The sequence below is a fragment of the Pseudomonas sp. Pso3 genome (assembly GCF_055393275.1).
This window is the reverse complement of record NZ_AP043687.1, coordinates 106,599-119,522: the sequence shown is the minus strand read 5'-3', so window position 1 is coordinate 119,522 and position 12,924 is coordinate 106,599. Positions and strand designations below refer to the sequence as shown.

Here is a 12,924-nt window from a genome sequence, read left to right as displayed (position 1 = left end):
GAGGCTGTCCGTGCCGACCGGACGTTGCGAACCCTCACGGGGCGTGTCTTAGAAGTCCTTGCACAGGCGCAGGGCGTCGTAGATGGCGGCGTGGGTGTTGCGCTGGGCCACGCAGTCGCCGATCCGGTAGAGCAGGTAACCGTTGCCGGTCTCGCCCAGCGCCGGCTGCGGCTCGATGGCGAACAGCGCCTCGATGTCCATCTGGCCCTTGTTGCGCGAGTCTTCCTTGAGGGCGTAGTAGAGCCCCTCGTCCGGGCGCACGCCGTTCTCGATGACGATCTGGTCGACCACGCGCTCTTCGCGGGCGCCGGTGTATTCGTTCTCCAGCACCGCGACCTTCTTGTCGCCCTCGGCGTAGACCTTTTCCAGCATCAGGTCGCCGGTCATGATCACTTCCTTGGGATAGAGGCTGCGGTAGTAGGTCGGGAAGGTGGTCCCGCCGATGGCCACGCCCGGCTTGATGTCGTCGGTGACGATCTCGACCTGGGCGCCCTTGTCGGCCAGGTAGTCGGCCACCGACATGCCGGTGAATTCGCAGATGGTGTCGTACACCAGCACGTTCTTGCCCGGTTCGACCTTGCCCGAGAGGATGTCCCAGCTGCTGACGACCAGGCCGTCGGCGGCGTGCCAGTGATCGACCTGTTCCAGGAAGGGATGGCCGCCGTTGGCCAGGATGACGATGTCCGGGCGCAGGTCGAGGATGGTCGCCGGATCGGCGGCGGTGCCCAGGCGCAGGTCGATGCCCAGGCGCGCCAGTTCCAGCTGGTACCAGCGGGTGATGCCGGCGATCTGGTCGCGCTGCGGAGCGCGAGAGGCCAGGGTGATCTGGCCGCCGAGTTGCTCCTGCTTCTCGAACAGGGTGACGTCGTGGCCGCGCTCGGCCGAGACGCGCGCGGCCTCCATGCCGGCCGGGCCGCCGCCGACGATGACCACCTTGCGCTTGGGCCCGGTGGACTTCTCGATGATGTGCGGCAGGCCCATGTATTCGCGGCTGGTGGCGGCGTTCTGGATGCACAGCACGTCCAGGCCGTTGTACTGGCGGTCGATGCAGTAGTTGGCGCCGACGCACTGACGGATCTGGTCGATCTGCCCCATCTTGATCTTGGTGATCAGGTGCGGATCGGCGATGTGGGCGCGGGTCATGCCGACCATGTCGACGTAGCCGCCCTCCAGGATACGGGTGGCCTGGTTCGGATCCTTGATGTTCTGGGCGTGCAGCACCGGTACGTTGACCACTTCCTTGATGCCCGCGGCCAGGTGCAGGAAGGGCTCCGGCGGATAGGTCATGTTGGGGATGACGTTGGCCAGGGTGTTGTGGGTGTCGCACCCCGAGCCGACCACGCCGATGAAGTCGAGCATGCCGGTGTCGCTGTAGTACTTGGCGATCTGCTTCATGTCGTCGTGGGACAGACCGTCCGGGTGGAATTCGTCGCCGGTGATGCGCATGCCGACGCAGAAGTCGTCACCGACCTCGGCACGCACGGCCTTGAGCACCTCCATGCCGAATCTCATGCGGTTCTCGAAGCTGCCGCCCCATTCGTCGGTACGCTTGTTGACCCGCGGCGACCAGAACTGGTCGATCATGTGCTGGTGCACGGCGGACAGCTCGACGCCGTCCAGGCCGCCGGCCTTGGCCCGGCGGGCGGCCTGGGCGAAGTTGCCGATCACCCGCCAGATCTCTTCCGGCTCGATGGTCTTGCAGGTGGCGCGGTGTACGGGCTCGCGGATGCCCGACGGCGACATCAGTGTCGGCCAGTGGCCGCCGTCCCAGCGCGAACGGCGCCCCATGTGGGTGATCTGGATCATGATCTTGGCGCCGTGCTTGTGCATGGCGTCGGCCAGATTCTGGAAGTGCGGAATGATGCGGTCGGTGGACAGGTTGACCGAACTCCACCAGTGCTGCGGGCTGTCGATGGCGACCACCGAGGAACCCCCGCAGATGGCCAGGCCGATGCCGCCCTTGGCCTTCTCTTCGTAATACTTGACGTAGCGCTCGGTGGTCATGCCGCCATCGGTGGCATAGACCTCGGCGTGGGCCGTGGAGAGTACGCGGTTGCGGATGGTGAGCTTGCCGATCTGGATCGGCTGGAACATTGCTTCGAAGGCCATGACCTTCTCCTCGATCGGCTGGTGCGCGGTCTTGAGCCGCGCTCTTGCTCTGGGGTGTCGCTGGGGTGGCGGCGAGCGGGTCGGCGGCCACCCGGGGGCGGGACGTTACTTCGGCCGGGTGACGAACAGGCCGTCGTCATGGCCTTCTTCGGAACCGCTGTATTCCTGGACGGTGACGGTGCGGATGGCACTGCCCTTGGCGGCCAGGATCTGGTCGATGGCGCCGGAGAACCAGCCGGTGAACATGTAGTCGACCTTGCGATTGACCTTGCCGTAGACGTAGACGAAGGCGGAGTGCTTGAGCTTGACCTCGGCATGGCCGGTGTCCAGGTCCAGCTTCTGGGTCTCGAACAGGCCCCAGCCGCGCTGCGACAGGCGCTTCATGTAGTGCTCGAACACCGCGGCGCCGTGGATGCCATGGCACTCGGCTTCCTTCTCGCACCAGTGCCAGGCGGACTTGTAGCCGGCCTTGTAGAGGATCTCGGCGTATTTGTCGGCGCCCAGGACTTCTTCGATACCCATGTGGTTGTTGACGAAGAAGTGCCGGGGTACGTACAGCATCGGCAAGGCGTCGGTGGTCCAGACGCCGGTTTCGTCGTCGACCTGGATGGGCATTTCGGGGGCGTGGCTGGCCATGTGTGGAGCTCCGATTCGCTAATACGTATCTAAAAAAAGGTGTGGGTGAATGCCTGTGGAGCCGTAGCGAGCGCGCCGCTGGCAAGGAGTCCCGCAGCGCCAGGTGAGAGCAGTACCGAGGTACGGCGAACCTGGCGCGAGGACGCGACGCCGCTAGCGGTGTGCGCAGTAGGCTCCAGAGGTATTCACTACTCGCCCCAGACTTCGCCGAGGATGCGCATCCAGTTCTCGCCCATGACCTTGCGCACGGTGCGCTCGGGCATGCCGCGCTTGAGCAGGGTCTCGGTCAGGTTGGGGAATTCGCCCACGGTGCGGATGCCCAGCGGGTTGACGATCTTGCCGAAGTTGGTCAGGCGACGGGCGTAGCCCTTGTCATGGGTCAGCCACTCGAAGAAGTCATGGCCGTGGCCCTGGGTGAAGTCGGTACCGATGCCGATGGAGTCTTCACCCACCAGGTTCATCACGTACTCGATGGCCTCGGCGTAGTCGTCGATGGTCGAGTCGATGCCCTTGGCCAGGAAGGGGGCGAACATGGTCACGCCGACGAAGCCGCCGTGGTCGGCGATGAACTTGAGTTCCGCGTCCGACTTGTTGCGCGGATGCTCCTTCAGGCCGGACGGCAGGCAGTGGGAGTAGCAGACCGGCCTCTTGGATTCGAGGATGACTTCCTCGCTGGTCTTGGAGCCGACGTGGGAGAGGTCGCACATGATGCCGACGCGGTTCATCTCGGCGACGATCTCGCGACCGAAGCCGGACAGGCCGCCGTCACGCTCGTAGCAGCCGGTGCCCACCAGGTTCTGGGTGTTGTAGCACATCTGCACGATGCCCACGCCGAGCTGCTTGAAGATCTCGACGTAGCCGATCTGGTCTTCGAAGGCATGGGCGTTCTGGAAGCCGAACAGGATGCCGGTCTTGCCCTGGGCCTTGGCCTGGCGGATCTCGGCGGTGGTGCGCACCTGGACCACCAGGTCGCTGCACTCGCGGATCAGCTTCTGGCTCGCGGCGATGTTGTTGACCGTGGCCTGGAAGCCCTCCCATACCGAGACGGTGCAGTTGGCGGCGGTCAGGCCACCCTTGCGCATGTCTTCGAAGAGTTCGCGGTTCCACTTGGCGATGATCAGCCCGTCGATGACGATGCTGTCGGCGTGGAGTTCGGTGGCATTCATGACGGGCTCCGGCGTTGGTCTCGCGCCGGAACGGGTGCCGGCGATTCGAGGCCAGCATAGCCCCGGGGTCCTGGCCGACCGGATGCAAAAACGACAGGGGTATCACCAGAAGCGTCAGTGAGCGGGTCGGCCTACCCCGGCGGCAGGCCGGCAGCCGCCGCCGCAAGCTCCGGCGCCGACGACCGGTGCGGTCGGTCTTCCCGCGGACTCAGGCCGAAGCGCTGGCGGTAGCAGCGGGAGAAATAGGACGCGGACTCGAAGCCGCAGGCCAGGGCGACGTCCAGCACGCTGGCCTCCCCCTGCTGCAGCAGCTGGCGGGCCCGGTCCAGGCGCAACTGCAGATAGAAGGTGGAGGGGGTCGTCTGCAGGTGGAGGCGGAACAGCCGCTCCAGCTGGCGGCGGGTCACCTGGATGCCGGCGGCCAGTTCCAGGGTGCCCAGGGGCGTCTCGGTGTGGCGCTCCATGCGCTCCACCACGCGGATCAGCTTGCGATTGGCGATACCGTAGCGCTGCGCCACCTGCAGCCGCTGGTGCTCGCGCGGCGGGCGAATGCGCCCGAGCACGAATTGCTCGGAGACCTGCACCGCCAGTTCGCTGCCGTGGCTGCGGCCGATCAGTTCCAGCAGCAGGTCGAGGCTGGCCGTGCCGCCGGCGCAGGTGATGCGGCCGCGGTCGATCTCGAACAGCTCGCCGGTCACCTCGAGCTGCGGCCAGGCTTCGCGAAAGGCCGCCACCGCCTCCCAGTGCAGGGTGATCCTATGGCCGTCCAGCAGCCCGGCACGCGCCAGCACCAGGGCACCCGTGTCGATCCCGCCCAGGGGATGGCCGTGGCGGGCGACCTGGCGCAGCCAGCTGGCGAGGCCGTCGTCGTAATGGGCCAGGGGCTCGAAACCGGCCACCACGAACAGGGTGGTGCCCGCTTCCAGGGCATCGAGGCCACTGTCGACATTGACCGACATGCCGTTGCTGGCGGTCACCGCCGCGCCCTCGCGACCGAGGATGCGCCAGCGGTAGCTGCCCGGGCGAAAGCGGTTGGCCACCCGCAGGGGTTCCAGGGTGGCGATGAAGCCCAGGGCGGAAAAGCCGGGCAGCAGGAGAAAGGCAAAGGACTGCGGCATGGGTGGGGCGTCCTCGGTAACGGTTGGCTTGGGCAAGCAAGAAGGTCGCCAGGGTGCAAATTCCGGTCGTCGGGCTGCACATGGCGGCGGGGCGAGGCGCCTAGGGTAGAAGGCAACCGGCAGTCATCCCCGCCCGCCGCCCCAGGGAGTTCGTCATGCCCAACAAGACCCTCAGTGCCACCCTCCTCGCCTGCGGCCTGCTGGCCGCCACCCTTGGCAGCGCCCGCGCCGCCGATCCCGACAGCTGCCAGACGGTACGGATGGGCATCGTCGGCTGGACCGACGTGGTCGCCACCAGCGCCCTGGCCGAGGTCATGCTCGAAGGCCTCGGCTACGGCGTGAAGCCGACCACCGCCTCCCAGCAGATCATCATGGCGGCCATGGGCGACAAGAATCTCGATGTGTTCCTCGGCTACTGGCAACCGACCATGCAGCCGGTGGTGCAGCCCTTCGTCGACAAGGGGCAGGTCAAGGTAATCACTCCGCCGCTGCTGGCCGATGCCCAGTCCACCTATGCGGTGCCCGAGTACGTCTACGAGGGGGGCCTGAAGACCTTTGCCGACATCGCCCGCTTCAAGGACAAGCTCGGCGGCAAGATCTACGGCATCGAGCCGGGCAGCGGCGCCAACCGCGGCACCGCCGAGATGATCAAGACCGACCGTTTCGGCCTCAAGGACTTCCAGCTGGTGGAGTCCAGCGAGGCGGGCATGCTCACCGCCGTGCGCCGCGCCGAGAAGCGCAAGGAGTGGATCGTCTTCTTTGGCTGGAAGCCGCATCCGATGAACCTGCAGATCAAGATGCGCTACCTGACCGGCAGCGAAGACGTCTTCGGCCCCAACGAAGGCCAGGCCACGGTCTCGGTGGTGACCACCGCCGACTATCCGCAGCGCTGCGCCAACGTCCAGCGCCTGCTCAGCAATCTGCACATGGACAGTGCCGAGGTCAGTGCCGTGATGGCGCCCATCCTGGAGCGCACCGCGCCCAAGGACGCCGCCCGCGCCTGGCTCAAGGACAACCCGCAACGTCTCGACGCCTTTCTCCAGGGCGTGACCACCCGTACCGGCCAGCCCGCCGCTCTCAAGCTCTGATCGCCCAAGGACAGACCCCATGAACACCGATGTCATCGTCACCTGCGCCCTGACCGGCGCCGGTGATACCGTAGGCCGCAATCCCCATGTCCCCGTTACCCCGGCGCAGATCGCCGCCGCCGCCCTGGAGGCGGCCCGCGCCGGCGCCACCGTGGTGCACGCCCATGTGCGCGATCCCGCCACCGGCAAGCCGAGTCGCGACGTGGCGCTCTATCGCGAGGTGGTTGAGCGCATCCGCGAGGCGGACACCGAGATCGTCATCAACCTCACCGCCGGCATGGGCGGCGACCTGGAGATCGGCCCGGGCGAGACGCCCACCGACTTCGGCCCCGGCTCGGACCTGGTCGGCCCCCTCACCCGCCTGCTGCACGTCGAGGAATTGCGTCCGGACATCTGCACCCTGGATTGCGGCACCCTCAACTTCGGCGACGGCGACTTCATCTATGTCTCCACCCCCGCGCAACTGCGCGCCGGGGCCAGGCGCATCACCGAACTGGGGGTGAAGGCCGAGCTGGAGATCTTCGACACCGGCCACCTCTGGTTCGCCAAGCAGTTGCTCAAGGAGGGCCTGCTGAAGGATCCGCTGTTCCAGCTGTGCCTGGGCATTCCCTGGGGCGCCCCGGCCGACACCACCACCATGAAGGCCATGGTCGACAACCTGCCGGCGGGCGCCTGCTGGGCCGGCTTCGGCATCGGCCGGATGCAGATGCCCATGGCCGCCCAGGCCATGCTGCTGGGCGGCAACGTCCGCGTCGGCCTGGAGGACAATCTCTGGCTGGACCGGGGCGTCCACGCCACCAACGGCAGCCTGGTGGAGCGGGTCATCCAGATCATCGAACGGCTGGGCGGACGCGCTCTGAGCCCGGCCGAAGGGCGGGACCGCATGCAGCTGGGAGGTGCCCGATGAGCGCCGTCTTCGCCGCCCTCGGCACCGGCGTGATCGGTGCCGGCTGGATCGCCCGGGCCCTGGCTCGGGGCCTGGACGTCCGTGCCTGGGACCCGGCACCCGGCGCCGAGGCCGCCCTGCGCACGCGCCTGGCCAATGCCTGGCCGGCGCTGGAGGCCCAGGGCCTGGCGCCCGGCGCCAGCCTGGAGCGCCTGAGTTTCCATACCGATCTGAAGGCCGCGGTGGCCAGCGCCGACGTCATCCAGGAAAGCGCCCCCGAGCGCCTGGAGCTCAAGCGCGACCTCCATGCCCGGGTCAGCCGGGCGGCGCGGCCCGACGCCCTGATCTGCTCCAGCACCTCGGGGCTGCTGCCCAGTGACTTCTATGCCGACGCCCAGCACCCCGAGCGCTGCCTGGTGGGCCATCCCTTCAACCCCGTCTACCTGCTGCCGCTGGTGGAGGTGGTGGGTGGCAGCCAGACCTCGACGGCCAACCTGGAGCGCGCCGAGGCCTTCTATCGCGAGCTGGGCATGCGGCCGCTGCGGGTGCGCAAGGAGGTGCCCGGCTTCATTGCCGACCGCCTGCTCGAAGCCCTGTGGCGCGAGGCGCTGCACCTGGTCAACGACGGCGTCGCCACCACCGGCGAGATCGACGACGCCATCCGCTATGGCGCCGGCCTGCGCTGGTCGTTCATGGGCACCTTCCTCACCTACACCCTGGCCGGCGGCCCGGCGGGCATGCGCCACTTCATGCAGCAATTCGGCCCGGCCCTGAAGCTGCCCTGGACCTACCTGGAAGCCCCGGAGCTGACCGACGGCCTGATCGACGCCGTGGTCGAGGGCACCCAGGCCCAGCAGGGCGACCTGGAACTGGCGGCGCTGGAGCGCTATCGCGACGACTGCCTGCTGGCGGTGCAGGCGGCCATCGCCGACTGCAAGACACGCCACGGGATTCGGGACTAGGAGAAGGGTCATGCTGATCCACAGCACCACCGTCGCCCCCGAGTGGGTCGACTACAACGGTCATCTGCGCGACGCCTACTACCTGCTGATCTTCAGCCACGCCACCGACGCCCTGATGGACGCCATGGGCCTGGACGCCGCCGGCCGCGCCGCCAGCGGGCACTCGCTGTTCACCCTGGAGTGCCATCTCAACTTCCTGCACGAGGTGAAGGCGGACGCCCAGCTGGAGGTGCGGGTGAGATTCCTGGCTCTGGACGCCAAGCGTCTGCACCTGCACTTCGGGCTGTATCGCGAGGGCGAGACAGAGCTGCTGGCCGCCTCCGAGCAGTTGCTGCTGCACGTGGACCTAGCCGGTCCTAAATCGGCGCCCTTCGCCCCCGCGGTGCACGACTGGCTGGCGACCCGGCTGGCGGCGCAGCGGGACGAACCCTGGCCGGAGCACGTCGGGCGGGTCATCGGCCTGCCGCCCGCGAGAAAATGACCAACGACCCCAAGGATCCAGCGGAGTCACCCTGACATGAGCGCCATCGCCGACTTCAGTACCTACAAGGTCATCAGCCCGATACGCAGCGCCCTGGAGGATGACACTCAGGTCACGGTGCTTTGGCTGGACGGCCGAACCAGTCCCTACCACCTGCTCTGGCTCAGGGACAACTGCCCCTGCTCGCGCTGTGTCTATTCCGTTACCCGCGAGCAGGTCGTCGAGATCCTGGATATTCCCGAAGACATTCAGGCCGCCCGGGTGACCCTCACGGATGACGGCAATCTGGACATCCTCTGGCAAGACGGGCATGCCAGTACCTACGACGCGGGTTGGTTGCGCGCCCACGCCTATGACGAGGAATCCCTCGCTGAACGGGAACGGCTGAAGCCGAAGAAAAGGCTCTGGGACAGCAGCCTGGCTGTTCCAGCCTTCCATTACACCGACGTAATGGCCGACGACACCGCGCTGCTGGCCTGGCTGCTAATGGTGAGAGATACCGGCCTGTCCCTGATCCACGACGTGCCTACCGAAAGCGGCGCGCTCGTCCCCGTGGCGAAACGCATTTCCTTCATCCGGGAAAGCAATTTCGGCACGCTCTTCGATGTCCAGTCCAAGGTCGATGCGGACAGCAACGCCTATACCGCCTTCAACCTCCCGCTGCATACCGATCTGCCGACCCGCGAGTTGCAACCCGGTCTGCAATTCCTGCACTGCCTGGTCAACGACGCACGCGGCGGCAGCAGCACCTTCGTCGATGGTTTCAAACTGGCGGAAGTGCTCAGGGAAGAAGACCCGCAGTCCTTCGAGATCCTCACCACCCTGCCCATCGAATTCCGCAATCGGGGCAGGTCTTCTGACTATCGCTACCAGGCGCCCATCATTGCCCTGGGCGAAAACCAGGAGGTGACGGAAATCCGCATGGCGAATTTCCTGCGTGGCCCCTTCAGCACCCTGCCCGCCACCATGCCGCTGCTCTACCGCGCCTACCGTCGCTTCATCGCCCTGACGCGCGACGATCGCTTCCGCTATCGACAGCGACTCGAAGCGGGTCAGCTGTGGTGTTTCGACAACAGACGCGCCCTGCATGCCAGGGATGAATTCGACCCTGCCAGCGGCGCGCGTCACTTCCAGGGCTGCTATGTCGACAGAGACGAACTGCATTCCCGGATTCGCGTGCTGCAACGATGAGCCAGCCACCGCTGTCGGCGGACATGGCCGCCTTCGTCGCGGCCAGCCAGGCCTTCGCCACGGCCGACCCGGATATCCAGGCTCAGCGCCAGGCCTACGCCCGACTCTGCGCCGCCCTGGCACCGGCGGACTATCAGGGCCTGGCGGTCAGCGATCATTGCGCCGGCGACGTGCCGTTGCGGCTGGTGGCGCCGCAGGAGGCCGCCGCTGACCGCCCCGCCCTGCTCTATCTGCATGGCGGCGGCTGGATGCTCGGTGACCTGGATTCCCACGGCTTTCTCGCCGCGCGCCTGGCGCGGCGCCTGGGGCTGGCGGTGCTGCTGGTGGACTATCGCCTGGCGCCGGAGCATCCCTATCCCGCCGCTCTGAACGATGCCCGCCAGGCCTGGGACTGGCTGCAGCAGCACGCCCCGACACTGGGGCTGGACCCGACCCGGCTGGCGGTGGCCGGCGACAGTGCCGGCGGCAATCTCGCCGCCGCCCTATGCCTGGCGTTGCGGCAGCAAGGGCGTGCCCAGCCCCGGGCCCAGGCGCTAATCTATCCGGCGCTGACCGCGCGGGTGCTGCCCAGCGAACGCCGGCAGGCCGCGGCGCCGTTGCTGAGCGCGGCCGACTGGCGGGCGTGTCTGGAGGTCTATCTGCCTCGCCAGGCGCAGCGCCGGGAGTCTCTCGCCCTGCCCCTGGAGGCTAGCGATTGCAGTGGACTGGCGCCGGCCTTTGTCGCCGTGGCCCGGCGCGATCCCCTGGCCGACCATGGCCGCGCCTATATCGCCGCCCTGCGTGCCGGCGGAACGCCCGGTCGCCTGTGGCAAGGCGCCGGTCTGCTGCACGGCGCCCTGCGCGCCCAGGGTCGGCGGGCCGAGGCGCTGCGCGAGGCCCTGGAGCGCTTTCTCGCGGGCGACCTGGGCGCCCTGCCCCCTGCTGACCTGGCAAAAGACAAAAAAAAACCTCAACCGCTGGAGACGGAAGAGGTTCAAACGCCCTGATGGGCCTCAGTGTGTAACCGGGGGTTGCTCGGCTCTGGTGGCGAACAACCGGAAAATGTCGTTGATAGGCGCCATTCTAACCGCGAACGTCGCTCTTGACCCTGCGGCAGATTGTCCGGGCATGACGTCGTAATAAACCTACATTGCCTGGCTGGCGGGCGCGGTGCTTTCCAAAAACGACATCCGGCTATGCGGCGACGCCAGCCCGGCTTGCCGTCTGCGACGCCGATGGGAGAATCCAGGCATTCCACCGGAGAGGGCAGCACCATGATGATCGCCGACTTGATCGACCAGGACGACTTCCGCGACCGCCTGCGTGCGCTGGGTTTCAACGTAACGCCCGCGGCCACCGCGGACGAGGCCTGCCGCCAGGCGGTGACGGGACTCAACCAGGAGCGCGCCCAGGCCTTGCGGCAGTTGATCCAGGAATTGCTGTCCGGCAGCGCGGCGCTGCTGCCGGCGGTGCGCCAGGCCATCGACCAGCAATTGCTGCCAGCCCTGGCCCAGCCACGCGGCTAGCAGGCGCTAGGGCCGCAGCAGACTCAGCCGACCCAGCAGCGGCAACCGGCCCAGACTCCGCAACGGCGGCGTCAGCAGGCGCTCACCCTGGCGGGCGAAGACGGCCGCCAGCGGCGTATGCAGGCCCAGGCTGATGACGGCCAGGGCTAGCGCCAGACCGCCGATATAGTCATCCGAGCCCCAGTGGGCGCCGGCCACCAGGCGCGGCAGCATGAACAGCACGGCCAGCGCGGCCACCATCAACCGGCGTCCGCCGCGGGTGAAATGCGCCATGAACAGCGCCCAGAGCAGCAGCACCGAGGCATGGTCGCCGGGAAAGCTGGCGCCGGATCTGTCCTTCAATTCCCAGCCGTGCTCCAGTCCGGGAAAGCGATCGCTGAGCAGATAGGCGCCCGAGAGCACATCGGACGGACTGGAATGCTGCAAACCCCAGGCTTCGATGCCCTTGGTCAACAGCGTTCGCACGATCAGCAGGATCACCAGCAGGCCGATGAAGGCCGCCAGCGCCGGGCGCACCTGCCGGGCCGGATAGGCCCAGCCGCCACGGACCAGGAGCGCCAGCAGCACCAGGCCAACGAGGGCATCCACCGGTCTCAGGCTGAAGAAGGTCCAGAGGTAGAGCCAGGCGGTGGACTGGGCCAGGGGCGCGTTGAGGGCATGGAACAACCCGGCGTCGAAGGCCAGCAGCTGGCTGCGCACACCCGGAATCAGCCAGAGCAGCAACAGGCCCAGAGCCAGTCCCTGGCACAGCGCCAGGCGGCGCCACTGCCAGGTGGAAGCGAAGAGTGGAGCGTTCATCGAGGTCTCTTTTCACGAAAATTTCACGAATAGACCCGCTCGACCTCGATAACGTCACACTTTGTTACAGCCAGATGATGCAACACTCCTTTGCAGTCACCGCGTCAACCAAAGAAGGCCAGGGCCTCCTCTACCACCAGATCCGGTAGCTCTTCCGCCAGGTAATGCCCGCCCGGCAAGGCGCGGCCGCTGACCTGGGTGGCCACCTGGCGCCATTCGGCGAGGGGATCGAAGCAGCGCCCCACGGTGCCTTCCGCACCCCAGAGTATGCGTAATGGCAATTCCAGCCGGCGCCCGGCATCCAGATCGGCCTGGTCATGCGCCAGGTCGATCCCGGCGCTGGCGCGATAGTCCTCGCAGATACCACGGGCAGTGCCGGGCAGGCTCAGGCAGCGCAGGTATTCGGCCAGCACCTCCGGCGGAAAGGGCGCCAGGCCAGCGCTGCGGGTACCCATCACGCCCTTGAGATAGCCTTCCGGATCGGCTTCGATCAACCGCTCCGGCAGCGGCGCCGGGCGGATCAGAAAGAACCAGTGCCAGTAGGCGCGGGCGAAGGCCTCATCGGTCTGCCGATACATGGCCAGGGTCGGCGCGATATCCAGCAGCAGCAGCCGCTCCACCGCCGCGGGATGATCCAGCGCCAGGCGATGGGCGACCCGGGCGCCGCGGTCGTGGGCCAGCACGGCGAAGCGCTCATGGCCCAGCCGGCGCATCAGCTCGACGTTGTCCCGCGCCAGGGTACGCTTGCTGTACGCCTCGGCACCCGCCTCCGGCTTGGCGCTGTCGCCATAGCCGCGCAGATCGGCGGCCACCAGGGTGAAGCGCTCGGCCAGACGCGGCGCTACCTTGTGCCACATGACAAGTGTCTGCGGATGACCGTGGAGCAGCAGCAGCGCCGGGCCCTGACCGCCGACGCGGCAATTGAGCTCGACGCCGTTGACGCTCAGCTGCCGCTGTTCGAATCCCGCGAAGAGGCCGTCCATT

The 12,924-nt window shown here is 67.3% G+C and carries 13 protein-coding genes; 7 read left to right on the top strand and 6 right to left on the bottom strand.

The window, feature by feature from the left end:
- Positions 1–48: 48 nt before the first annotated feature.
- The 4 genes from dgcA to ACZ5R1_RS00590 form a co-directional block, all read right to left on the bottom strand.
- Positions 49–2,109 (bottom strand): dimethylglycine demethylation protein DgcA, encoded by a 2,061-nt coding sequence (gene dgcA / locus ACZ5R1_RS00605; protein WP_027597312.1) that lies wholly within the window; start codon positions 2,107–2,109, stop codon positions 49–51.
- A 105-nt stretch (positions 2,110–2,214) separates the two neighbouring features.
- Positions 2,215–2,745, bottom strand: a complete 531-nt coding sequence (locus tag ACZ5R1_RS00600; protein WP_027597311.1) for a DUF5943 domain-containing protein — start codon at positions 2,743–2,745, stop codon at positions 2,215–2,217.
- 188 nt (positions 2,746–2,933) lie between these two features.
- The gene (locus ACZ5R1_RS00595) at positions 2,934–3,911 is read right to left on the bottom strand and encodes a dipeptidase (RefSeq protein ID WP_042135113.1); all 978 of its coding nucleotides are present in this window, start codon (positions 3,909–3,911) and stop codon (positions 2,934–2,936) included.
- A gap of 131 nt (positions 3,912–4,042) precedes the next feature.
- Positions 4,043–5,029 (bottom strand): GlxA family transcriptional regulator, encoded by a 987-nt coding sequence (locus tag ACZ5R1_RS00590; RefSeq protein ID WP_042135111.1) that lies wholly within the window; start codon positions 5,027–5,029, stop codon positions 4,043–4,045.
- Positions 5,030–5,184: 155 nt separating this feature from the next.
- On the opposite strand from ACZ5R1_RS00590, the gene choX reads away from it, so the two are divergent.
- The 7 genes from choX (at position 5,185) to ACZ5R1_RS00555 (ending at position 11,142) form a co-directional block, all read left to right on the top strand.
- Positions 5,185–6,117, top strand: a complete 933-nt coding sequence (choX, locus tag ACZ5R1_RS00585; protein ID WP_027597309.1) for a choline ABC transporter substrate-binding protein — start codon at positions 5,185–5,187, stop codon at positions 6,115–6,117.
- Between the two features lie 19 nt (positions 6,118–6,136).
- Complete coding sequence (gene cdhC, locus ACZ5R1_RS00580; RefSeq protein ID WP_042135109.1) at positions 6,137–7,024, top strand: 3-dehydrocarnitine:acetyl-CoA trimethylamine transferase CdhC; 888 nt, start codon at positions 6,137–6,139, stop codon at positions 7,022–7,024.
- Positions 7,021–7,965, top strand: a complete 945-nt coding sequence (locus tag ACZ5R1_RS00575) for an L-carnitine dehydrogenase (RefSeq protein WP_042135107.1) — start codon at positions 7,021–7,023, stop codon at positions 7,963–7,965. The genes cdhC and ACZ5R1_RS00575 overlap by 4 nt, the downstream gene beginning before the upstream one ends.
- Positions 7,966–7,975: 10 nt before the next feature.
- Positions 7,976–8,446 carry a thioesterase family protein gene (locus ACZ5R1_RS00570; RefSeq protein WP_042135105.1) on the top strand — a complete coding sequence of 157 codons (471 nt, stop codon included), beginning with the start codon at positions 7,976–7,978 and terminating at the stop codon, positions 8,444–8,446.
- 36 nt (positions 8,447–8,482) lie between these two features.
- Positions 8,483–9,637: a gamma-butyrobetaine dioxygenase gene (locus tag ACZ5R1_RS00565; protein WP_042135103.1), complete on the top strand. Its 1,155-nt coding sequence runs from the start codon at positions 8,483–8,485 to the stop codon at positions 9,635–9,637.
- Complete coding sequence (locus ACZ5R1_RS00560; RefSeq protein WP_464712753.1) at positions 9,634–10,623, top strand: alpha/beta hydrolase; 990 nt, start codon at positions 9,634–9,636, stop codon at positions 10,621–10,623. The genes ACZ5R1_RS00565 and ACZ5R1_RS00560 overlap by 4 nt, the downstream gene beginning before the upstream one ends.
- Positions 10,624–10,890: 267 nt before the next feature.
- Positions 10,891–11,142: a hypothetical protein gene (locus tag ACZ5R1_RS00555; RefSeq protein ID WP_007160239.1), complete on the top strand. Its 252-nt coding sequence runs from the start codon at positions 10,891–10,893 to the stop codon at positions 11,140–11,142.
- A gap of 6 nt (positions 11,143–11,148) precedes the next feature.
- Here the strand turns inward: ACZ5R1_RS00555 and ACZ5R1_RS00550 are convergent, their stop codons facing one another.
- Positions 11,149–11,940 (bottom strand): phosphatase PAP2 family protein, encoded by a 792-nt coding sequence (locus ACZ5R1_RS00550; RefSeq protein ID WP_042135101.1) that lies wholly within the window; start codon positions 11,938–11,940, stop codon positions 11,149–11,151.
- A gap of 104 nt (positions 11,941–12,044) precedes the next feature.
- Complete coding sequence (locus ACZ5R1_RS00545) at positions 12,045–12,923, bottom strand: alpha/beta fold hydrolase (RefSeq protein WP_042135099.1); 879 nt, start codon at positions 12,921–12,923, stop codon at positions 12,045–12,047.
- Position 12,924 lies beyond the last annotated feature (1 nt).